Below are 20,436 nucleotides of genomic sequence, written 5' to 3'. Positions count from 1 at the left end.
GTGTTGCACCGGGCCCGGCGGTGCGGCGTCAGTCCGGGGCGCCCGCACCCCGCAACCGGGCCCGGCGCAGCGCCGGAACCGCGAGCGCCGGTACCGCCGCCAGCAGGCTGACGGTGCCGCAGCCGGTGAAGAAGGCGGCGGTTCCCCAGTGCTGCGCGGTCAGGCCCGCCAGGGGGAAGAGGAGGGGCGCCGGACCCAGGGTGCACAGCGTGCTGACGGAGGTGACCCGGCCGAGGTAGCGCGGGTCGGCCGTCGCCTGCACCAGCGCGCCGGTGAGCGTCACCGTCGTACCGCTGGCGAGGCCGGCCAGGGCCGTGAGGGCGACGGCGGCACCCAGGGACGGCACGTGTCCGAGGGCGGCGGTGGCCGCCGCGGTGACCAGCAGCGCGGCGGCGACGCCCGGACCGGCGTACGGGATCCGGGGGGACACGGTGATCCACAGGGCGGCGCCCGCCGCGCCGACGCTGAAGGCGCTCGCCAGCCAGCCCGTGCCCGCCGCGCCCCAGCCCCGCTCGTCCGCCAGCAGCACCAGGCCCAGGGCGACCGGGCCGCTGAAGCACATCTCGCTCAGCCCGATCACAGCGGTGAGCGGTCCGAGGAGCCGGTGCCGCCGGACGTACCGCAGCCCGTCGGCCAACTCCCCCAGGGAGCCCCGGCGTACGGGGACGGCCGGGGCGGCGGAGCGGGAAGCGGCGGCGGGGGCGCGGACGGGGACCGGGGCGGGAGCGGAAGTGACCCGGACGGTGAGGAGCAGGGCGAGCGACACGGCGAACAGCGCCCCCGCCGCGGTGAACGCCCCGGCCGCCCCGCCCGCCGCCAGCACGACGCCGCCCACGGCGGGCCCCGCGGCGTTGCTCAGCCGCAGCGACAGGCCCCGCATGCCCTGGACCCGCGCGAGCTGCTCCCGGGTGGTGATCCGGGGCGGGAACGCGCCCACCGCCGGCATGAACACCGCGTCCACCACACCGAAGAGGAGGGCGAGCGGTATCAGCAGCCGCATGTCCGGCGCCGCCGACACCAGCACGGCGGCCGTCAGCAGGATCACCAGGCAGCGGGTCGCGTCGCTGACCGCGGCGACCCGGCGCGGGCCGAACCGGTCCGCGACCACGCCTCCGGCGAGCATGAACACCGCGCGGGGCAGCGCGCCCGCCGCGACGGCCAGGCCCGCCTGGGACGGGCCCGCGGCACGGGCGGCCGACCAGGACAGGGCGAGGAAGTAGACCACGTCACCGGTGACGGAGGCGGTGTGCGCCGCGAGCCAGCGCAACACGTTGCCGTCCCGGTACGCCGGTCGCGCGACGGCCGTCTCCGCCTCCCGGACCGTCATGAGCCGGCGTCCCGCAGCGCGACCGCGCCGGGCACGGGGAACGCCTGCACCTGCACCATGACCGGGGCGAGGTCCGCGGCGACGGGTGCCGGTGGCTGCTCCTCCGCCGGTGCCCGGGCCGCCGCCGGGAGCGGGGTGCGCGGCTGTCCGTGGCGGGCTATCACCGCGAACAACTCGTCGCGCAGTTCGGCGAGTTCGGCCGGGCGCAGCCGCAGCACGAAGTCGCCGTAGGCACTGACCCCGGTCCAGGGCTCGGGCAGCAGCGGCACCTCGGCGGCGGCGGCCCGCAGGCGTTCGGCGGCGGCGAGGGCCACCGCGTGCGTGTACGCGCGCCCGGCCTCCCGCTGTTCGGGGGATCCCGCCGCCGGATCGTGGACCGAGCGGTGGTGGCAGGCCCGCCACCACCGCTCCCGCCCCTTGCCGCGCCCCGGTTCCTCCTCGATCAGGCCCCCGGCCGCCAGGCGCCGCAGATGGTAGCTGGCGGCGCCCGGGTTGACGCGCAGTTCCGCGGCGAGCCGGGTGGCGGTCGACGGACCGCGCCGACGCAGCAGCCCGAGCACGTCGATGCGTACGGGATGGGCCAGCACGCGCAGCGCGGCGGTGTCCAACTCGATCTCGGGCGCGGAGGGTTGGGCGGGCGGAGTGGTCGAGGGATCGGTCATGGGGCCGAGCGTAGGCTCACAACAACTCTTTTGAAAGAGTTGTTGTGACTCACCAGGGGACGGTCTCGCCGTGCCGGTCCAGGAACCGCAGGCCGGGGACGCCCGCCTGGGCCTCCAGGACGTCGACGACGGCGGGCACGCTCTCGCCGGGATCGAGCGGCGCGTCGGGGCCGCCGAGGCGCGTCCGGTTGTGGCCGGGGTCGATGAGCAGCTTGGTCAGGCCGTCGTCGGCGTGCCGGGTGGCGTGACTGCGCATCAGCTGGTTGAGCGCGGCCTTGCTCGCCTTGTACAGCTCGTAGCCGCCCTCGGTGTTGAGCGAGACGCTGCCCTGCTCGGAGGACATCACGGCGACGGTGCCGCCGGGGGCGACGAGCCCGCGCAGGGCCTCCAGGGCGCGCAGCGGACCGAGCGCGTTGGTGATCATCACCTCGGTGAACATCTCGGTGGGGACCTCGTCGATGGTGAGGTCGCCCCGGTCGATGGCGGCGTTGACGAAGAGCAGGTCGAGCCGTCGGCCGGCCAGGCGCTCGCGCAGCGCGGCCAGTTGCTCCGGGCTGGTCATCTCCAGGGACTCGATCTCCAGCCGGCCGTCGTGCGCGGCGGCCCGGCCGCGCAGCTCGCCGTCGCCGCCGCGGGCGGTGGCGACGACCTGCCAGCCGCGCCGGGCGAGTTCGTCGACGAGGACGAGTCCGAGGCCGCGCGAGGCGCCGATGACGAGGGCCAGGCGGCGGGGGGCGGGGGACTCGGCGGACGAGGGGGGTGAGGAAGGTGAGGGAGGCGAGGGGGACATGGGTGCTCCTTCTGGTGGCGGGACGCGAGGCGGGCTCGGTCGGCGGTGGGGCTCGACTCAGATTAGACGCGACGTCGCGTCTAATCAATGGTGTTCCGCGGGGCCGGGACGAAGGGCCGGTAATGTGTGCCGCATGTCCGCCGCCAGTTCCCCACCCCGTCGGCCGCGCTCCGGCAACCGGCGCGACGAGGCCGCGCGCCTCGCCGTACTGCACGCCGCGGACGATCTGCTCGTCGAGCACGGCTTCGGCGCGCTCACCGTGGAGGCCATCGCGCGGCGGGCCGGCGTCGCCAAGCAGACGATCTACCGCTGGTGGTCCTCGAAGACGGACATCCTCCTCGACACCCTCATCGAGGACAGCGCGAAGCGCCTGCCCGTCCCGGCGGACGAGATCACGGCCGGGACGGTCCGCGACTACCTGCGCGGCTACGCGCACTTCCTCACCGATGACACCGCGGGCGCGGTCCTGCTCGCCCTGCTCGCCCAGGCGCAGCACGACCCCGCCACGGCCAAGGGCTTCCAGGAGCGCTACCTGGAACCGCGCCGGGCGCGCGAACGCGCCATGCTCGCCCGCGGCATCGCCACCGGCGCCCTCGCGCCCCGGCTCGCCCCCGAGGCCGCGCTCGACGCCCTGATCGGCCCGCTCGTCTACCGCGCCCTGACGGGGGCGGAGTTGCCGGGCGACCTGGTGGACGCCCTGGTGGACGCCGTACTGAGACCGGCCGCGGGCTGAACCCGGCATCGGGTGGTTCCGTGCTCGCCACGCACACGCGGCCGGTCGACCGACGCGCAGGCCGGATCAGTCGCGCGTGGCGGCCAGTGGGCCGGCGACGGCGGTGAGCCGGAGTTTGGTCTCGTCCTCGCTGCCGGGCTCGGCGGTCATGATGACGATCTTGAGCTCGGAGTCGCCGTCGCTCAGGACGTCGCAGTCCACCGTGACCGGACCCACCGACGGGTGGTCGACCGTCTTGCGGACCTCGCGGTTCGCGGTCACCTCTCCCTTCGCCCACAGCTCGGCGAACCTCTCGTTGCCTGCGTCCAGGTCGCGGACCAGCGCGGCCAGGCGACCGTCCCGGGGGAAGCGGCCGGTGGCGCGGCGTAGATCGGAGACGAGGGCGGCGTCGGTGGTGCCGGGGTCCGTATCGGTGACCGGCCACAGCACGAGGGGGGTGTGACCGGCGTCCACCGGGAACCTGGCGCGGGCGAAGTTGCGCATCCGCGGCGGCGAGGCCAGGGGGTCTCCCAGCAGGGCGGCCCACCCGTGGTTCCACCACACCAGTTGCCAGTCCGCCGCGAACACGGCCACCGGTACGTCTCCGAGGCGCACGAGGACCCGCTGCATACCGGGCGGGAGATGGTCGCAGATCGTGCCGTCCGCCGGCGGCACGAGCCGGGCCAGCCGGTAGAGGTGGTCCCGCTCGGCGGTGGACAGCTGGAGGGCGCGCGCCAGGGACGCCACCACCGACGCCGAGGGCGTCGTGGCCCGCCCCTGCTCCAGACGCACGACGTAGTCGACCGACACTCCGGCCAGGTCGGCCAGTTCCTCACGCCGCAGCCCGACAGCCCGGCGCTTGCGGACGACCGGCAGCCCGGCGGCCGACGGGGGCAGCCGGTTACGCCACGCGCGGATCATCGCGCCCAGTCCAGCTCCGGGGGGTGTCGTCGTCATGCTCTCCATCCTCCCGCCATCCTCCCGCGTCCCCGATCACACGCGGGGACGCGAGGGTGGTACTGGTCTTCCCACCGTCGAAGCGTCCCTGGTCCGGCTCCCTCGTCCAGGCGACCATCGAAGGCATGACGATCACTTTCATCACCGGAGCCAACAAGGGCATCGGCCGCGAGACCGCCCGCCGCCTCATCGCGTGCGGTCACACCGTTCTCCTGGGAGCCCGCGACCGTGCGCGGGGTGAGGAGGCAGCCGCCGCGCTGGGCGCACGCTTCGTCCCCATCGACGTGACCGACGACGCGTCCGTGGCCGCCGCCGCCGCGGACGTCGCCGAGCACGAGGGCAGGATCGACGTCCTGATCAACAACGCGGGGGTCCAGGGTCCCCTCGGCGATCCCGGCGACCTCACCGCCGCCGACGCCCACGCCGTCCTCGACGTCAACGTCATCGGCGTCGTCCGCACCACCACCGCGTTCCTGCCGCTGCTGCGCCGCTCGGACGACCCCGTGATCATCAACGTCAGCAGCGGCATGGGCTCCCTCGCCCTCACTCACGACCCCGCCCGGTCCGAGTCGCGTGTCGTCGCGCCGCTGTACACCTCCTCGAAGGCAGCGCTGACGATGTTGACCACGCAGTACGCCAAGGGGCTCAAGGACATCCGCGTCAACGCCGCCGACCCCGGCTACACCGCGACCGACATCAACGGTCACAGTGGCCCCCAGACCGTCACCGAGGGCACGGACGCGATCGTCGCCCTCGCCACCGAGGGGCCCGGCGCCGGCAGCGGACGCTTCGTCGACCGGCATGGCGAGATCGCCTGGTCGTGAGACCAGCCGCGCCGAGGTCTCACCGGTGTCACCGGCGGATCGCCGGTGTCACCGGCGGATCGAACGCCGAGGTCCCGTGACCGTGGTGTTCGGTTCGGGCCGGTGCTGCTCGGCGGCGGGGCGCGGCCCGGCCCGGGGGCGGCGGGCGGGCCGCGGGCGCCTGCGGCGTCGAGGGGGCGGCGACGCCTTCTCCGGTGTTCTCCGGGATCAGGTCGCGCTGGAACTCCAGGACCCCGGCGAGCACGGTGACGAAGAGTCCGGTCCGCGGTCCGTTTCCTCTGGTGCGGTGAGCGTGCGGCGTACCGCGCCGCGCAGCCAGTGGTGGGCGCCGTCGGCGGCGTGGCGGGGGTGCCAGGCCATGCCGATGGTCAGGGGCGGGAGCGGGAGGGGGATGCCGAGGAGCCGCAGACCGAGCACGGCGGCGGCCTCGGTGAGCGGTGAGGGGGCCGTGCCGGGGAGCGCGGCCGGAAGGAGACAGACGACGTCGCTGCGCGCGGCGAGCGTCATCGCGGCGAGATGGCTGGGCAGGACCACCGTCACCCGCCGCCTGAGCCCCTGCTCGGCCAGCGCGGTGTCGAGGGGGCCGCTGAACCGGCCCCGGCGGCTGACCGCCACATGCTCGGCCGCCGCGAGCCGGGCCGGGGTCAGCGTCCCCTCGGTGAGGGGGTGCCCCGGCCGCACGGCCGCCGCCATCTTCAGGGTGACCAGCTCCTCGACCTGGGTCTCGGGGTCGACGTGGTCGATGGGCCCGACCTCCAGGTCGATCCGGCCGTCGCGGAGCGCCGGTCCGGCCTCCAGCTCCTCGGCCCGGAACCGCAAGGAGATCCCCGGCGCCTCCCGCCGGGTCAGCCGCAGCAGCCCGGGAGCCAGCGCCGCGCCGATCACGTCGGCGGTCTGGAGGGTGAAGGTGGTGTGCAGGGTGGCGGGGTCGGCGCCTGCGCCGGGGGTGAGCAGCGCCCCGAGCCGCCGTACGACGGTCGCGGCCTCGTCGCGCAGGGCCTGGGCGCGGGGCGTGGGGACCATCGTCTGCCCGGCCCGCACCAGCAGCGGGTCCTGGAGGACGCGGCGCAGCCGGGCGAGGGTGCGGCTCATGGCGGCGGGCGACGTGTGCAGACGGGCGGCGGCCCGGGTCACGCTCTGCTCGGCCAGCAGCGCGTCCAGGGCGACGGCGAGCTGGGCGTCGATCACGGGTTCTGTGCTGTGCGCGCTGTTCAACGGCGTCATTCCATTTCAGGCAAGGATTCCGTGCTGAAGTTCCCATTGTGGCAACACCTGCTGCCTCCGCAGGATGAGGGACGTACCGAATCCGGCACGATCCACGAGGTTTGCATGATCGTCATCACTGCCCCCACCGGGAACATCGGCCGCCACCTGCTGCCGCTGCTCCTGGAGTCCGCCCCCACCCTCGGCGAGGAACTGCGCGTGATCGTGCGCGACCCCGCCCGCCTGCCCGAGGACGTCCGCGAGCGCGTCGAGGTGATCACCGGCTCGCACGGCGACCCCGAGGTGGTCGACCGCGCCTTCGACGGCGCGGACGCCGTCTTCTGGCTCGTCCCGCCGGACTCCTCGCTGCCCCCGGAGGACGCCTACCGGGGCTTCACCCGCCCCGCCGCGAAGGCGCTCGCCGTCCACGGCGTCGGCCATGTCGTCGGCGTCTCCGCGCTCGGCCGCGGCACCCCGGTCGCCGGCCGCGCCGGACTCGTCACGGCCTCCTTCGCCATGGACGACCTCATAGCGGGCACCGGCACCGCCTACCGCGCCCTGGCCAACCCGTCCTTCTTCGAGAATCTCCTCGAAGAGGCCGACTCGATCCGCGACCAGGGCTTCTTCACCGACTGCGTCGACCCCGGCCGCAGGGCTCCCATGGTGGCCGTCGCCGACATCGCCGCCGTCGCCGCCGGGCTGCTGCTGCACCGCTCCTGGACCGGCAACGCCGACGTCCCGGTCCTCGGCCCGCGCGACCTGTCGCCCGACGACCTGGCCCGCATCATGACCGAGCAGTTCGGCCGCCCCGTCCGCTACGTGCACCAGCCCCTCGACGAGGTCCACGCCACCCTGGTCGGCTACGGCCTCGACGCGTCGTTCGTCCAGGGCATCGTCGACATGAAGCGGGCCAAGGACGACGGCCTCGACGCCGGTGTCACCCGCACCCCGGCCACCGCGACCCCCACCACCTTCGAGGAGTGGTGCGCCCGGACCCTCGGGCCCGCCGTCCTCTCCTGAAGCCGCTCCGCCGTCCTCTCCTGAAGCCGCTCCGCCGCCCTTTCCCGAACGCCCCTCTCCCGAAAGGCGTCCCGCCATGACCACCACCGAGAACACCGACCCGCCGGTCACCGCGTTCCTGCTCGTCAAGACCACGCCCGAGTGGCTGGCCCTGACCCCCCGCGAGCGTCTGGAAGCCTTCACCACCCAGATCGTCCCCGCGATAGAGGCGAAGACCAGCGGCGTACGGTCCCGCTTCTACGACACGGAGTTCTACTCCGCGCGCGTCACCGACGTCTGGGTCTGGGAGGCCGACGACCACCGGGCCTACCAGCTCCTCATCGACGCCCTGCGCGAAACCCCCTTCTGGGACCGCTACTTCGAGATCGTCGACCTCCTCGTCGGCACCGAGAACGGATACGCGCGCACCTACGGATTCGAGGACGTGGCCACCATCGCCACCTGACGCACCGCGTCACCCGGACCCCGGCCGCCCTCCGCGCACCCCCGGCGCGGCGGGCGGCCGGTGCCACCGCCCCTCCTGCGGGCCCGCTCCGCCGCTCGCATAGGGTTACCGCCCATGTGGCCAGGAGAACAGCCGCCAGGGGGCGGGCAGCATCCGCAGCAACCGGTACCGGGGCAGCAGCCGGGACCGGGACAGCAACCGGTACCGGGGCAGCAGCCCAACCCGTACCAGCAGCCCGGATACCACCAACCGAATGCCTACCAGCAGCCGAACCCGTACCAGCAGGGGCCCCAGCCGTGGGACGTCCCGACGCGGCCGATGGGCGGGCCGCCTCAGGGACCGCAGGGCCCCTCCGGTCCGCCCGGACCTCCGCGTCCTCCGGGCGGCGGCCGCAACCGCACGGCACTCGTCGCCGTCGTCGCGGCGGCGGCCGTCGTGGTCGCCGCGGGGGTGACCGGCTACGCCGTGCTCGGCGGCAAGGACGACGAGGCCGGACCCGGTCCCACGCCGCATCCCACCATCTCGCCCTCCGCGCAGCAGAGTTCGGCCAACCCCCGTGACGCGGGCAGCGACACGGCCACGGTCAAGGGCTGGAAGGTCGTCGTGAACCCCGACGCGGGCATCAAGTTCGACGTCCCGCCGGAGTGGGGGCTCAAGTCCACCGGGTGGGTCACCTTCGTCGCCGACAACAAGGACCCCGACGACAAGCCGCTGATCGGCATGCGCGCCCCCGCGTTCCTCAAGGAGCAGTGGTGCGCCTCGGACGAGGACCGCGACGGCCGTGTGGGCTACACCCCTCTCGCGGGGGCCGGGTCCCGGGGCAACAACGGTGCCAGGACCACCGAGGGCATCGCCCACGACGACCCCAGGACCTGGGTCTACGGCCAGTACACCCAGCCCGACAAGGCCAAGATCACCTCGGGTCCGGTGGAACCGTTCACCTCGGCCTCCGGCCTCAAGGGCAGCCTCGGCAGCGCCTGGTCGACCGGCGTCGGCACCGGCAAGAAGTGCGTCACGAACGGCAAGGCGTGGACGTTCGCCTTCAAGAACGCCCAGGGCGACTTGCAGTCCTGGTCCTTCTTCGCCGCCAAGGGGGTCGACGGCGAGGTCCCGGACGCCACCGCACGCAAGATCGCCGCCACGGTACGCGTCTACCAGCCGCCCTCCACCTGAACCGCTCGTCCTCGTCGGGCCGTCCTCGTCGGCCCGTCAGGAGAGCCCGACGAGTCCCCAGCCGCGACGCGCTGCCGCCCCGGTCGCATCGGCCCATTCACGCAGGAGCGCGGTGAACTCCCCGAAGGTGTCCGGACGTCCGGCCCAGCCCGCGCACTCGGCGGCGAACGGTCCGCGCAGCTCCTCCAGCCGCGGCTCCACCCGCTCCCAGGCACGGACCTTGCCGGGCACGGCACTTGGCGGGCAGACGAGCAGCACGCGGGGGAGCCGGGGGCCGGCGGCGGGCGGGAAGAGCCCTCCACAGGTCCGCTCCCCGCTGCCGGTCGCCGGATCCGCGTACCAGATCAGGCCGTCGAGGAAGGCGTCCATCGCCGCGCGCACGGACGCGTCCGCGCGCATGCGCATGTCGTCCCACCCGTCGCCCGCGCGACGGTGCGGCCGGTAGGCGCCGGTGGTGTGGGAGAAGACGTACTCGGCGCACCAGGCGTCCTCCTCCCGGGCCCCCGGGGGCCGCACCGCGTCCTCCAGCGCGTCGGCCCGGCGCCCGGCGGGGAGGGCACGCAGCCGTTCCCAGTCCGCCATGAACAGCGTGAGGTCCAGACCCATGCGAGCAGCATAGGAGGGACGGCGGGCGTGCCCCGCGCTCAGAACTCCAGCACCAGCCGGCCGCGGATCCCGCCCTGTTCCAGGAGCCGGTGCGCGGTGACGGCGTCCTCGGCGGGGAGGGTCCGGGCCACCCGCAGGGTGAGCAGGCCCTTCTCGACCTGGACGCGCAACCGGTCGAGGCGTGCCGTGTCGCCGAGGTACGAGGTGAACACCGCCGTACGGTTGCGGACGGCGCGCAGCCGCAGTTCCTCGGAGGAGCCGATCCCCACACTGCTGGACATCGTTCCGCCCTCGCGCACGGCCAGCGAGGCGGAGGCACCGGCGCCGACGGTGTCCACCAGCCCGTCCACACCGCTCGGCACCGCCCGCAGGATGTTCCGGCCGATGTCGCCCGACCGGGGCACCACCAGATCCGCGCCCAGCTCGCGCACCAGGTCCTCGTCGTGCGGCGAGGCGACGGCCACGACCGTGAGCCCGTCGGCCGCGGCCAGTTGGACCACGTAGCCGCCGACCGCCCCGGCGCCGCCGGTGACCGCGACCGTCCGGCCCGGCGCGAGGTCGGCCAGGTCCAGGGCGAGCCGGGCGGTGAGCCCGTTCATCGGCAGGGTCGCCGCCTCGGCGTGGCTGGTGCCGGCGGGCGCGAGGGCGACCTGCCGGGCCGGGAGCACGACGTACTCGGCGTAGGCGCCGCCCGTCGCGGTGTTGGGCACCACCACCGCCATCACCCGGTCGCCGAGGCGCAGTCCGGTGTCCGTCCCCGGGCCGATCTCGTCCACGACCCCGGCGGCCTCCGCACCGAGCACGTACGGCGGCCGGACCGCGCTGACATCGGCGAACCCGCCGCGCAGGAACCGGTCGCCCGGGTTGACGGTCGCGGCGTGCACCCGCACCCGCACCTGTCCCGGGCCCGCGTGCGGTGCGGGCAGCTCGAAGACGTCCAGGACCTCGGGGCCCCCGAACCGGGTGACGCCTACTGCCTTCATGTTTCCCTCCCAGGGACGGGGGCCGTCCCGCGGCTCCGGATGTGTCTCACAGCGATTGTCCGCGGCCTGCCGGGAGCCGCCTTCAGTCATGTGACCGTCGATGCCGCGAAGGACCGATCCGGGACCGGCCGGTCCGGCATCGCGGGTCACATGCGTCGGGCGGGCTCCATGACACGTGTTTCCACGTGTGCCATCGCCGCGGTCATGGCAGGAACGGTAGACCGAATTTTCTGGACTTCAAAGTCCATTCGACTTCAAAGTCCATAGGGGAGGTGTGCCCGGTTCAGCCGAGCAGCGCCGAGGCGGCCTGCTCGGCGAGCCAGGCCGCCGTCTCGTCCCAGTCCCAGCCCAGTTCGCGGGCGGTCGACCAGCTCGCGGTGCCGAAGTAGAACCAGAGGATCTGCTCGGTCCGCGCCGCGTCGGAGCGGACCGCCCCGAGCGCGACCAGGCGGCCGGAGACGGCCGCCAGCCGCTGCCGGTACCTGCCGACCGCGTACGCGGCCGCCGCCGCCACGGCGGGGTCGGAGGCGGCGTTGTCCACCATGACGTGCAGGAAGGCCGAGCGGCGCCGGGTGACCTCGCCGGTCCCCTCGGCCGTCAGACGCAGGATGCGCCGCGGGTCGGTCTCGGCGAGCACGGCGGCCATCGAATCGGTGATCCCCTCGTCGTCGGTGCTCTCCCGCGCCAGGGCCCCGATCAGGGCCGGTTTGCCGCCGACACTGGTGTACACGGTGTTCACGGCGACACCCGCGCGCTCGGCGATCTGGGCGACGGTGGTGCGTGTGTATCCCTGCCCGGCGAACAGCTCCTCCGCGGCACGCAGGACCTCGGCGCGGGTCTCCCGCGCCGAGGCGGCCCGGACCACTGATCGATACACACGTTTGGCCATGACCGGCAGTATCGCAGGCCGAGCCAGAGAAACATATTTTCAGAGGAACCCTGTTACTCTCAAAGTATGCCGATCAATCCCGACGCTCCCACCGACAAGCCGGAAACGGAGCAGATGGTGGTGATCCACCGCACTCTGCGCCGTGAGTTCCGGAACCTCCCGTCCCTGGTCGCGGCCGTCCGGCCCGCCGACACCGCCCGCGCCCGCGTGGTCGGCGACCACCTCGCGCTGGTCCTCGCCATGCTCCACGAGCACCATGAGGCGGAAGACATGTTTCTCTGGCCGGTCCTCATGGAACGGGTCCCGCTGGAGAAGGATCTGATCGGCCTGATGGAGACCCAGCACCAGGCGATCGCCGACGCCGTCGCGGCCATCGGGTCCGGCCTCCCGGCCTGGACCGCGCAGGCGGACGCCACGGCACGCGACCGCATCGCGGACGCGCTGCGCCGCCTGGACGAGGCGCTGACCGTGCACCTCGACCTGGAGGAGAGCAGGGTGCTGCCGCTCATGCACGAGCACCTGACCGTGCCCGAGTGGCTGGTCCCGCAGAAGCACGCGATGAAGAACGGCCCGAAGACACTCGCCGGCAAGCTGAACCTCGCCGGGATGGTGCTGGAGGACGCCACGCCCCGTCAGCGCGCCTGGTTCCTCGGCGAGATGCCCGCACCGGCCCGGGTGCTGTGGCGGCTGGTCGGAGCCCGGCGCTACCTCACCTACGCGCGGACGGTCCGCGCCGCCGAGGCGGCCGCCACGGGCTGACTTTGGCCGGTACACGCCGCCACTGACGGCATATCCCACACGTGTCCCGGGGATCATGGTGACGCCCCCACCGAGGACGACCGGTCCCGGGATCCTCCCAGGATCCCGCCCCGGACCTCACATTCGACACGATCCACCGGGATACTGCTGACGATGCCTCACCTGAGCGACACCACCACCGACGACGAGCGGGCCGGACGGACGGAGTTCCACGCGGCGGCACGGCACTGCGCGGACCTCGCCCGCGCCCTGGCCCCCGCCACCGAGGAGCGCAGATCGCTCCCCGGGGAACTGGCCGACGCGCTGACCGCCGGCGGGCTGTTCCGCGCCGGCGTCCCGGAATCCCTAGGCGGCCCGGAGATCCCGCCGCCCGGGATCCTGCGGGCGGCCGAGACGGTGGCCCGCGCGGACGCGTCCGCCGGCTGGTGCGTGGCCATCGCGGCCTCCACGAGCCTGCTGAGCGCCTATCTGCCCGCCGAGGGCGCCGCCGAGGTCTTCGGCGACCCCCGCTCGGTCGCCGCCGGTGTGTGGGCGCCCACCGCCCGCGCCCTGCCGGTGGACGGCGGGGTACGGGTCACCGGACGCTGGGCGTACTGCTCCGGTGTGACCCACGCCGACTGGCTGATCGCCGGGTGTGTGCTGGCCGGTCCCGACGCGGCCGAGGGCGCCGCGCCCGTCCTGCGCGTCGTCGCCATGCCCACGGCGGAGCTGGAGATCCTCGACACCTGGCGCACCAGCGGCCTGCGCGGCACGGGCAGCCACGACGTGGTGGCCGACGACGTGTTCGTCCCCGCGCACCGGCTGGCGTCGCTCGTCGACGGGCCGCCCGCGGACGCCACCGCGCCCTACCGCTTCCCGCTCCTCGGGTTCTTCGCCCTGTCGGTCGCCGCGGCGGCCCTCGGCAACGCCCGTGGTGCCGTAGACGACCTTCTGGCGCTGGCGTCGGTCCGCCGCCCGTCCGGCTCGGAGCGCACCCTGGCCGAACGCACCGCCACCCAGGCGGCGGTGGCGCGGGCCGAGGCCGCCCTGCGCGCCGCGCGCCTGCTCTACGACGACGCCGTGGCCCGAGCCTGGCGGGCCGCACGGGACGCGGCCCCGGTCACCACGGACCTACGGGTCGACCTGCGCCTCGCCGCCACCCACGCGGCCCGCACGGCGGCCGAGGTGACAGCGGCCATGTACGAGCTGGGCGGCGGCGCGGCCATCCACGAGGACTCGCCCCTCCAGCGCAGATTCCGTGACGCGCACACCGTCACGGCCCACATACAGGTGAACGCCGCCACCTACGAAGTGACGGGCCGCCATCTGCTGGGCCTGCCGATCGACACCGCCCGGCTCTGAACACCGTCCCGTCCCACCGAGTCACCGCACCCCGGAGGAAGCACACGTGTCCCGCACCAACCCGCAGTACCGCCTCGCGGCGCGCCCCGTCGGCCTGCCCGCCGCCTCCGACTTCCGCTACGCGGAGGAAGAGGCCCCGCAGCCGGGCGAGGGGGAGTTCCTCGTCGAGGTCGACTTCCTGTCCATCGACCCCGCCATGCGCTCCTGGATGAACGCGGGCCGCTCCTATGTGCCGCCGGTCGCCCTGGGCGAGGTGATGCGCGCCGCCGGGACCGGGCACGTCGTCGAGTCCCGGCACCCGGACCACCCGGTCGGCGAGGTGGTGAGCGGCACCTTCGGCGTCCAGCGGTACGCGCTCAGCGACGGCAAGGACGTCGGCACGGTCGACCTGTCCCTGGGCGAGGCGCCGCTGCACCTCGGCGTGCTCGGGTTCAGCGGACTCACGGCGTACTTCGGGCTGCTGGACATCGGCCGTCCCCGGCCCGGCCAGACGGTGGTCGTCTCCGCCGCGGCGGGCTCCGTGGGCGCGCTGGTCGGCCAGATCGCCAAGATCGAGGGGTGCCGGGTCATCGGCATCGCGGGCGGTCCCGACAAGTGCCGCCACCTGGTGGAGGAGCTTGGCTTCGACGGAGCCGTGGACTACAAGTCCGGGTCGGTGCGGGCCCAGGTGAAGGAGCTCGCTCCGCAGGGGGTGGACGTGTTCTTCGACAACGTCGGCGGCGATGTGCTCGACGACGTGCTGACCAGGCTGGCCCGCGGGGCGCGGGTGGTCATCAGCGGAGCGGTGTCCCAGTACAACTCCGAGCACGGCGTGCAGGGCCCCTCGAACTACATGCAACTGCTCGTCAACCGGGCCTCCATGACGGGCTTCGTCATCTTCGACTACGCCCCGCGCTTCGACGAGGCCAGGGCCCGGCTGGCCGACTGGCTGCGCGAGGGGCGGCTCAAGGAGCGCACCCATGTGATCAGCGGCGGGGTCGAGCGCTTCCCGGAGGCGCTGCGGGGGCTGTTCGCGGGGGAGAACACCGGCAAGACGGTGCTCGCTCTGTGAGGTGTGAACTCCGGTGAACTCCTGTGAACTCCGGTGACAACAGCGCCCGTTGTGGGGGTGTAAGGCCACCACCCCCTGAATGCAGGAGAATTCATGCGTGACAAGCAGAGCCCCCGGCTGCGTGCCCTCATGGCGGCGGGCGCCGTCGTCCTCGCCACCGGGACCGCGGTCGTCGCGGCGGGTGCCCCGGCTTCCGCGGCCGTCAGCGTCCACCGCGTGCAGCTGTGCGCCAAGGGCAGCTACGACGCCGACATCACCTGGTCCGACGGTCTGCGCAGCACGGCTGTCCACCGCGGGAAGTGCGAGACGTTCAACGTCTGGGGAACCGGCGGTTACACCATCGGCGGCTTCCGCGACGGCGGCCGGACGCACTTCGGCATCGCGAAGGTGAGCGCGCCCCGCGGCGGCTGGCAGGCCACCTCGCCCGGCCGCAAGTACAGCGCCGAGGGCACCACCAAGGCCCCCCGCGTCGTGCGCTGGCAGTGATCGTCCCCGGGACGCCGGTACACCGGTGATCCCGCCGTCACCCACGCGGCATGACCGTGCTTCCGGCACGGGCATGCCGCGTTTCGCTTTCCTGATGTGTCGCGGGCCACGCTCTCCCGGCGCCGTCACCGGCTTGACCGGTGGCGCGCACGCCTGCCATGATGACGTCACCGCCTGAACGGGTGACGAGAAAGTCCGGTCACCAGGGAAGGAGGCACCCGACACCCACGTATCCACGAACACGTACAGGGAGAACCGTCATGGCCGTCACCTACACCGCCCGTGTCGCCGTCACCGGCGAGGGCCGCAACGGCGGTACCGCCCGCTCCGAGGACGGCCTCCTGGAGCACACCCTGGCCATCCCGAAGGAGCTGGGCGGCGCCGGTGACGCCACCAACCCCGAACAGCTCTTCGCGGCCGGCTGGGCCGCCTGCTTCCTCGGTGCCCTGCGCCGCGCCGCCGCCACCCGCCACATCCGCCTCACCAGCACCGCCATCACCGCCGAGATCACCCTCACTCACGGCGACGACGGCGAGTTCTCCCTCTCCGCCACGCTCAGCCCCGTCCTCGGCGGAGTCGACCAGACCACCGCACAGGAACTCGCCGAAGCCGCCCACCAGATCTGCCCCTACTCCAAGGCCACCCGCGGCAACATCCCCGTCACCCTCGACGCCACCGCCGCCTGACACGGAAAAGACCGTGGCATTTCTGTGAACCCTCGGCGGGCCGGGATGCGTTCATCAGATGAAGGCTCCTGCGCTCCGCTCGTGGACGCAGGACGAGGCGGTCCCCCGGTCCCCCCGGCCGGGCGGACTGCCGCCGGATCTCCCGTCCGCTCTGAGCCGTGGGGGCGGGTGGACGGGAACGGGGGCCCGGTGTGAGCCGGGCCCCCTGCTTTCAAGGTGTTCCGTTCACAGCGACCCGCACAGCGCGTCGCCCGGAAGCCCCCCGGTCATCACCAGTGCCACCAGTGGCGCGTCAGCACCCGCTGGACGGCACCGGCCATGGCCCGCTCACCCGAAGCGTTCGGATGCACCGGAGCGGCCGGTGTCTCCGGGGCGAACGTCTCGATCCAGCGCCGCTCGACCGGCTGGCACAGATCGTGGCCGACGGTGGGGGCGTACGTGTTCACGTACTCCGCGCCGCCGCGCCGCGCCTGCCGGGCCAGCATCCCGTTCAGTTCCTTCTCCTTGTCCCGCAGGTAGGAGAAGTCACCGGCGGCCAGCGGCACCTTGGCGCTGGTGCAGCCGACACCGTCGTCCGGGAACAGGTCGGGATAGCCGACGACCACGACCCGGGCGTGCGGGGCGCGGCGGTGGATGCCGCGCAGCACGTCCGCGATCTTCGGCGCGGTCCGGGCGACCGCGTCGGAGACCTGGTCACTGCCCTGGCCGGTCAGGTACGACCGGCACGGCGCACCCGCGGGATCGGAGGCCGACAGCTTCGCGCACGTGCCCAGCACGGTCGAGAAGCCGATGTCGTTGCCGCCGATGGTGACGGTGACCAGGTCGGTGCCCCGGTTCAGCGCGTCGAACTGGGCCGGAACCGAGCCCTGCGGGGCCGCCATGTTCGCGGTGGTCGCGCCCGAACACGTGACGTCCGTCAGCGCCGCCCGCGAGGACCGTGCCACCATGGAGGCGTAGTTCTGGTCGGAGCGCAGACAGGTGCTGTCGACCTGGGTGGGGACGAGCGGTGCGGAGGCGTACGAGTCGCCGAGGGCGACATAGTCCACCCGGTGGCGCCCGTCGTGCCGGGCGTCGGCGGCACTCGCCGACGGGGTCCCGGCCAGGGCCAGGGCCGACACACCGGCGAGCAGCGCGGCACCCGCCGTGAGCGAGCGCCGCGCGGTGGGAGCGGTAAGGAGTCTCCTCAAGATCTGTCCTCTCGTGATCGACGATCACTAGCTGACACGTTGCGGAGGCCCGAAAGGTGCCGGTGGCCGAGGTAACGAATCGGCCGCTGTGCCACCGGCCGGGGCGGAGGACGGGCGTCCGGGCGGGCGGCGGCGTGTGTCCGAGCGTCGAATGGCTTAGGTGTCCGGCGCGGCGGGGCGCGGCCAAGTAGATGTACGTACCCAGGTATGACCGTCATGCGACGGATGCGGGAGCAACATGTGTGGCCCACAGTGGACACATCGAGCTTCTCGTGCGGTTCCTCGGCACAGGTCGCGATTTAGCACAGTTCGCTGTTCAGCACAGTTCAAGATTTTTCCGGAGGGTGATTTCTCATGGTCGGTATCAAGAATCTGCGGGGCCGGCGGTTCGTGACGGCGGTCGCGGCCACGCTCACGGCGGGCATCGCGGGTACCGCGTTCGCCGTGAACGCGAGCAGCACGCCCCAGCACACGGACACCGCCGGCCGGCACGCCAGGCCGACGATCGTTCTGGAACACGGCGCGTTCGCCGACGCCTCCAGCTGGAACGGCGTGATCACACGACTGCGCGCCGACGGCTATCCCGTCGTCGCCGCCGCCAACCCCCTGCGCAGCCCCAGCGGCGACGCCACCGCCCTGCGCAGCCTCCTCGACCACATCAAGGGCCCCAAGATCCTCGTCGGCCACTCCTACGGCGGCTCCGTCATCAGCCAGGCCGCCACCGGCGACCACGACATCAAGGCCCTCGTCTACGTCGCCGCCTTCCTCCCCGCCCCCGGCGAGACCGCCCTCGGCCTCACGAACAAGTACCCCGGCTCCACCCTCCCCGACGCCCTCGACCCCGTCCCGTTCAAGAACGCCGACGGCACCACCGGCACCGACCTCTACATCCAGCAGGACAAGTTCCGCCACCAGTTCGCCGCCGACGTCCCCCGCGACCAGGCCGCCCTCGCCGCCGCCGGACAACGCCCCATCGCCCAGGCCGCCCTGGAGGAGAAGGCCACCACCGCCGCCTGGAAGACCATCCCCAGCTGGGACATCGTCACCACCCAGGACCTCAACATCCCCGCATCCGTACAGCGCTTCATGGCCCAGCGCGCCCACGCCCACACCACCGAGATCGCCGCCTCCCACTCCGTCGCCGTCTCCCACCCGGGCGTCGTCGCCAACGTGATCGAGAAGGCGGCCCGCGCCACCACGCGCTGACCCGTCCCGGCACCCGGAACCCCTGGCTGAACCCAGCCCCACCGAAAGAGAGAACAGCACCATGGACATGAAGCTCGAAGTCGTCGTCCTGCCCGTGTCGGACGTGGACCGCGCCAAGCAGTTCTACACCGAGCGGCTGGGCTTCCGGCTCGACGCGGACTTCCCCGTCCAGGACGGCTACCGGGTCGTCCAGGTGACCCCGCCGGGCTCCGGCTGCTCGGTCATCCTCGGTGACGGCGTCAGCCAGGCGCGGCCGGGCACCCTGCACGGCCTGCACCTCATCGTCACCGACATCGAGCAGGCCCGTAAGGAACTGGCCGGGAACGGTGTCGAGGTCAGCGAGCCGTTCCAGGACGTCACCGGCATCTTCCACCACCCCGGCGACGCCGACCGGGTGCCCGGACTGCACCCGGAGCGGGCCAGCTACGGTTCGTTCGCCTCGTTCGAGGACCCGGACGGCAACCAGTGGTTCCTCCAGGAGGTCACCGAGCGCGCCCCCGGCCGCTGACCCCCGCGCCCGCCCCGGGGGCGGCCGTCCGACGGCCGCCCCCGGGGCGCCCGGCCGTGCCCGCACGGCCCGCCCCCGCACACCCCCGGCACACACCCACCGGAGTACCAGTGACGACCGAGAACACCCGCACCTATGACGTCGTCGTGATCGGCGCAGGACCGGTCGGCGAGAACGTCGCCGACCGCACCGTGGCCGCAGGACTGAGCACCGTCATCGTGGAGAGCGAACTCATCGGCGGCGAATGCTCGTACTGGGCCTGCGAGCCCAGCAAGGCCCTGCTGCGCCCCGCCCTGCTGCGCGCCGACGCGGCGAAGGTCCCCGGCCTGAACCCGGCCGTCGCGGGCCCGCTGGACACCGCGGCCGTCCTCGCGCACCGCGACCGCATGTCCGCCGACTGGAACGACGACGGCCAGGTCGACTGGCTCAAGGGCGCCGGAATCGACCTGGTCCGCGGGCACGGCCGACTGGACGGACCCCGGCAGGTGACCGTGCACACCCCCGACGGGGAGGTGCTGCACCTGCGCGCCGTGCACGCCGTCGCCGTCTGTACCGGCACCCGCGCCGCCTTCCCGCCGCTGCCCGGCCTGGACACCCTGCGGCCGTGGAGCAGCCGCGAGGCCACCGCCTCGCAGCGGGTGCCCGGACGGCTCGCCATCCTCGGTGCCGGGGTCGTCGCCGTCGAGATGGCCACCGCCTACCAGGCCCTCGGCTCCCAGGTCACCCTGATCGCGCGCGAGCCGGGCCTGCTGACCCGCATGGAGCCGTTCGCCGGTGAACTGGTCGCCGACAGCCTGCGCGCGGCGGGCGCCGAACTGCGCCTGAACACCACCATCAGCACCGCGACCCGCGAGGGCGGCCCGGACGGCGAGGTGCACCTCACCCTCTCCGACGGCAGCCGGCTCGTCGCCGACGAACTGCTGCTGGCCACCGGGCGCGCCCCGCGCACCGACGACCTCGGCCTGGACACGGTCGGCCTGACCCCCGGCGGCTGGATCGCCACCGACGACTCGTTCACCGCCACCGGCGTGTCCGGCGACTGGCTCTACGCCGTGGGCGACGTCAACCGCCGCGCGCTCCTCACCCACCAGGGCAAGTACCAGGCCCGGATCGCCGGTGCCGTCATCGCGGCGCGGGCGCAGGGCGAGCCCCTCGACACCGCGCGCTGGGGCCGCCACACCGCCACCGCCGACCTGGAAGCCGTACCGCAGGTGGTGTTCACCGAGCCGGAGATCGCCGCGGTGGGCCTGACCACCGAGGAGGCGGAGCGCACCGGCCGGCGCGTCGACGTCGTCGACTACGAGATCGGCCTGCTCGCCGGTGCGTTGCAGCACCGCCCGGACTACCGCGGCACGGCCCGCGTCCTCATCGACCCCGAGCGCCGTACGGTCGTCGGCGCCACCTTCGCCGGGCCCGGCGTCGGCGAACTCCTGCACTCCGCCACGGTCGCCATCACCAGCGAGGTCACCGTCGACCGGCTGTGGCACGCGGTCCCGCCGTTCCCGACGATCAGCGAGGTGTGGCTGCGACTCCTCGAAACCTACCGGGGCTGACACATTCGCTCGCCTCACACCTTGTGTGTATGGTCGGTCCCGGCCGGCCATACACACATGTGACATGA

General features: G+C 73.4%; 22 protein-coding genes. 13 read left to right on the top strand and 9 right to left on the bottom strand.

Annotated elements, in window-relative coordinates; genetic code table 11:
- Positions 1 to 28: 28 nt before the first annotated feature.
- The 3 genes from ACWDYF_RS33850 to ACWDYF_RS33840 are packed head-to-tail and all read right to left on the bottom strand — an operon-like array spanning position 29 to position 2,779.
- On the bottom strand, positions 29 to 1,327 hold the full coding sequence (locus ACWDYF_RS33850) for an MFS transporter (RefSeq protein ID WP_389473415.1): 1,299 nt from the start codon (positions 1,325 to 1,327) through the stop codon (positions 29 to 31).
- Positions 1,324 to 1,989, bottom strand: a complete 666-nt coding sequence (locus ACWDYF_RS33845; RefSeq protein WP_389473417.1) for an ArsR/SmtB family transcription factor — start codon at positions 1,987 to 1,989, stop codon at positions 1,324 to 1,326. Before ACWDYF_RS33845 ends, ACWDYF_RS33850 begins: the two co-directional genes overlap by 4 nt.
- 49 nt (positions 1,990 to 2,038) lie before the next feature.
- Positions 2,039 to 2,779: an SDR family NAD(P)-dependent oxidoreductase gene (locus ACWDYF_RS33840; RefSeq protein WP_389473419.1), complete on the bottom strand. Its 741-nt coding sequence runs from the start codon at positions 2,777 to 2,779 to the stop codon at positions 2,039 to 2,041.
- Positions 2,780 to 2,912: 133 nt separating this feature from the next.
- Here ACWDYF_RS33840 and ACWDYF_RS33835 point away from each other — a divergent pair, with 133 nt between their 5' ends.
- The gene (locus ACWDYF_RS33835; protein WP_389473421.1) at positions 2,913 to 3,512 is read left to right on the top strand and encodes a TetR/AcrR family transcriptional regulator; all 600 of its coding nucleotides are present in this window, start codon (positions 2,913 to 2,915) and stop codon (positions 3,510 to 3,512) included.
- 66 nt (positions 3,513 to 3,578) lie between these two features.
- Here ACWDYF_RS33835 and ACWDYF_RS33830 read toward each other — a convergent pair whose 3' ends face one another.
- A complete protein-coding gene (locus ACWDYF_RS33830) occupies positions 3,579 to 4,457 on the bottom strand; it encodes a helix-turn-helix transcriptional regulator (protein ID WP_381741966.1) in 879 nt (292 codons plus the stop codon).
- 116 nt (positions 4,458 to 4,573) lie between these two features.
- Here ACWDYF_RS33830 and ACWDYF_RS33825 point away from each other — a divergent pair, with 116 nt between their 5' ends.
- Positions 4,574 to 5,272, top strand: coding sequence for an SDR family NAD(P)-dependent oxidoreductase (locus tag ACWDYF_RS33825; protein ID WP_381741967.1), 699 nt, complete (start codon positions 4,574 to 4,576; stop codon positions 5,270 to 5,272).
- Between the two features lie 207 nt (positions 5,273 to 5,479).
- Here ACWDYF_RS33825 and ACWDYF_RS33820 read toward each other — a convergent pair whose 3' ends face one another.
- A complete protein-coding gene (locus ACWDYF_RS33820; RefSeq protein WP_389473424.1) occupies positions 5,480 to 6,496 on the bottom strand; it encodes a LysR family transcriptional regulator in 1,017 nt (338 codons plus the stop codon).
- 105 nt (positions 6,497 to 6,601) lie between these two features.
- On the opposite strand from ACWDYF_RS33820, the gene ACWDYF_RS33815 reads away from it, so the two are divergent.
- From ACWDYF_RS33815 to ACWDYF_RS33805, 3 genes are all read left to right on the top strand, one after another.
- The gene (locus ACWDYF_RS33815) at positions 6,602 to 7,495 is read left to right on the top strand and encodes an NAD(P)H-binding protein (RefSeq protein WP_389473426.1); all 894 of its coding nucleotides are present in this window, start codon (positions 6,602 to 6,604) and stop codon (positions 7,493 to 7,495) included.
- A 76-nt stretch (positions 7,496 to 7,571) separates the two neighbouring features.
- Positions 7,572 to 7,940, top strand: a complete 369-nt coding sequence (locus tag ACWDYF_RS33810; protein ID WP_389473428.1) for a darcynin family protein — start codon at positions 7,572 to 7,574, stop codon at positions 7,938 to 7,940.
- 114 nt (positions 7,941 to 8,054) lie between these two features.
- The gene (locus tag ACWDYF_RS33805) at positions 8,055 to 9,113 is read left to right on the top strand and encodes a hypothetical protein (protein ID WP_389473430.1); all 1,059 of its coding nucleotides are present in this window, start codon (positions 8,055 to 8,057) and stop codon (positions 9,111 to 9,113) included.
- 36 nt (positions 9,114 to 9,149) lie between these two features.
- On the opposite strand, the gene ACWDYF_RS33800 is transcribed toward ACWDYF_RS33805, so the two are convergent.
- The 3 genes from ACWDYF_RS33800 to ACWDYF_RS33790 all read right to left on the bottom strand — a co-directional run bounded on the left by ACWDYF_RS33800 (position 9,150) and on the right by ACWDYF_RS33790 (position 11,591).
- Complete coding sequence (locus tag ACWDYF_RS33800; protein WP_389473432.1) at positions 9,150 to 9,719, bottom strand: hypothetical protein; 570 nt, start codon at positions 9,717 to 9,719, stop codon at positions 9,150 to 9,152.
- Positions 9,720 to 9,757: 38 nt separating this feature from the next.
- Positions 9,758 to 10,702, bottom strand: coding sequence for an NADP-dependent oxidoreductase (locus ACWDYF_RS33795; RefSeq protein ID WP_381741977.1), 945 nt, complete (start codon positions 10,700 to 10,702; stop codon positions 9,758 to 9,760).
- A gap of 283 nt (positions 10,703 to 10,985) precedes the next feature.
- Complete coding sequence (locus tag ACWDYF_RS33790) at positions 10,986 to 11,591, bottom strand: TetR/AcrR family transcriptional regulator (protein ID WP_389473434.1); 606 nt, start codon at positions 11,589 to 11,591, stop codon at positions 10,986 to 10,988.
- A gap of 66 nt (positions 11,592 to 11,657) precedes the next feature.
- On the opposite strand from ACWDYF_RS33790, the gene ACWDYF_RS33785 reads away from it, so the two are divergent.
- The 5 genes from ACWDYF_RS33785 (at position 11,658) to ACWDYF_RS33765 (ending at position 15,914) form a co-directional block, all read left to right on the top strand.
- The gene (locus ACWDYF_RS33785; RefSeq protein WP_389473436.1) at positions 11,658 to 12,350 is read left to right on the top strand and encodes a hemerythrin domain-containing protein; all 693 of its coding nucleotides are present in this window, start codon (positions 11,658 to 11,660) and stop codon (positions 12,348 to 12,350) included.
- 153 nt (positions 12,351 to 12,503) lie between these two features.
- Positions 12,504 to 13,691 carry an acyl-CoA dehydrogenase family protein gene (locus ACWDYF_RS33780; RefSeq protein ID WP_389473438.1) on the top strand — a complete coding sequence of 396 codons (1,188 nt, stop codon included), beginning with the start codon at positions 12,504 to 12,506 and terminating at the stop codon, positions 13,689 to 13,691.
- Positions 13,692 to 13,737: 46 nt separating this feature from the next.
- Positions 13,738 to 14,742: an NADP-dependent oxidoreductase gene (locus tag ACWDYF_RS33775; protein ID WP_381741982.1), complete on the top strand. Its 1,005-nt coding sequence runs from the start codon at positions 13,738 to 13,740 to the stop codon at positions 14,740 to 14,742.
- A gap of 93 nt (positions 14,743 to 14,835) precedes the next feature.
- Positions 14,836 to 15,228: a hypothetical protein gene (locus tag ACWDYF_RS33770; RefSeq protein WP_381741984.1), complete on the top strand. Its 393-nt coding sequence runs from the start codon at positions 14,836 to 14,838 to the stop codon at positions 15,226 to 15,228.
- Between the two features lie 260 nt (positions 15,229 to 15,488).
- Positions 15,489 to 15,914, top strand: coding sequence for an organic hydroperoxide resistance protein (locus ACWDYF_RS33765; protein ID WP_389473442.1), 426 nt, complete (start codon positions 15,489 to 15,491; stop codon positions 15,912 to 15,914).
- A 269-nt stretch (positions 15,915 to 16,183) separates the two neighbouring features.
- On the opposite strand, the gene ACWDYF_RS33760 is transcribed toward ACWDYF_RS33765, so the two are convergent.
- On the bottom strand, positions 16,184 to 17,101 hold the full coding sequence (locus tag ACWDYF_RS33760) for an SGNH/GDSL hydrolase family protein (protein ID WP_389473446.1): 918 nt from the start codon (positions 17,099 to 17,101) through the stop codon (positions 16,184 to 16,186).
- 354 nt (positions 17,102 to 17,455) lie between these two features.
- On the opposite strand from ACWDYF_RS33760, the gene ACWDYF_RS33755 reads away from it, so the two are divergent.
- The 3 genes from ACWDYF_RS33755 (at position 17,456) to ACWDYF_RS33745 (ending at position 20,368) form a co-directional block, all read left to right on the top strand.
- Positions 17,456 to 18,307 carry an alpha/beta fold hydrolase gene (locus ACWDYF_RS33755; protein WP_389473448.1) on the top strand — a complete coding sequence of 284 codons (852 nt, stop codon included), beginning with the start codon at positions 17,456 to 17,458 and terminating at the stop codon, positions 18,305 to 18,307.
- Between the two features lie 61 nt (positions 18,308 to 18,368).
- The gene (locus tag ACWDYF_RS33750) at positions 18,369 to 18,815 is read left to right on the top strand and encodes a VOC family protein (protein WP_018565476.1); all 447 of its coding nucleotides are present in this window, start codon (positions 18,369 to 18,371) and stop codon (positions 18,813 to 18,815) included.
- 110 nt (positions 18,816 to 18,925) lie between these two features.
- Entirely contained in the window at positions 18,926 to 20,368 is a 1,443-nt protein-coding gene (locus ACWDYF_RS33745) for a dihydrolipoyl dehydrogenase family protein (RefSeq protein WP_381741992.1), read from the top strand.
- Positions 20,369 to 20,436 lie beyond the last annotated feature (68 nt).

It is taken from the genome of Streptomyces sp. NPDC003284, assembly GCF_053589675.1.
This window is presented reverse-complemented; position numbering and strand designations above follow the sequence as displayed.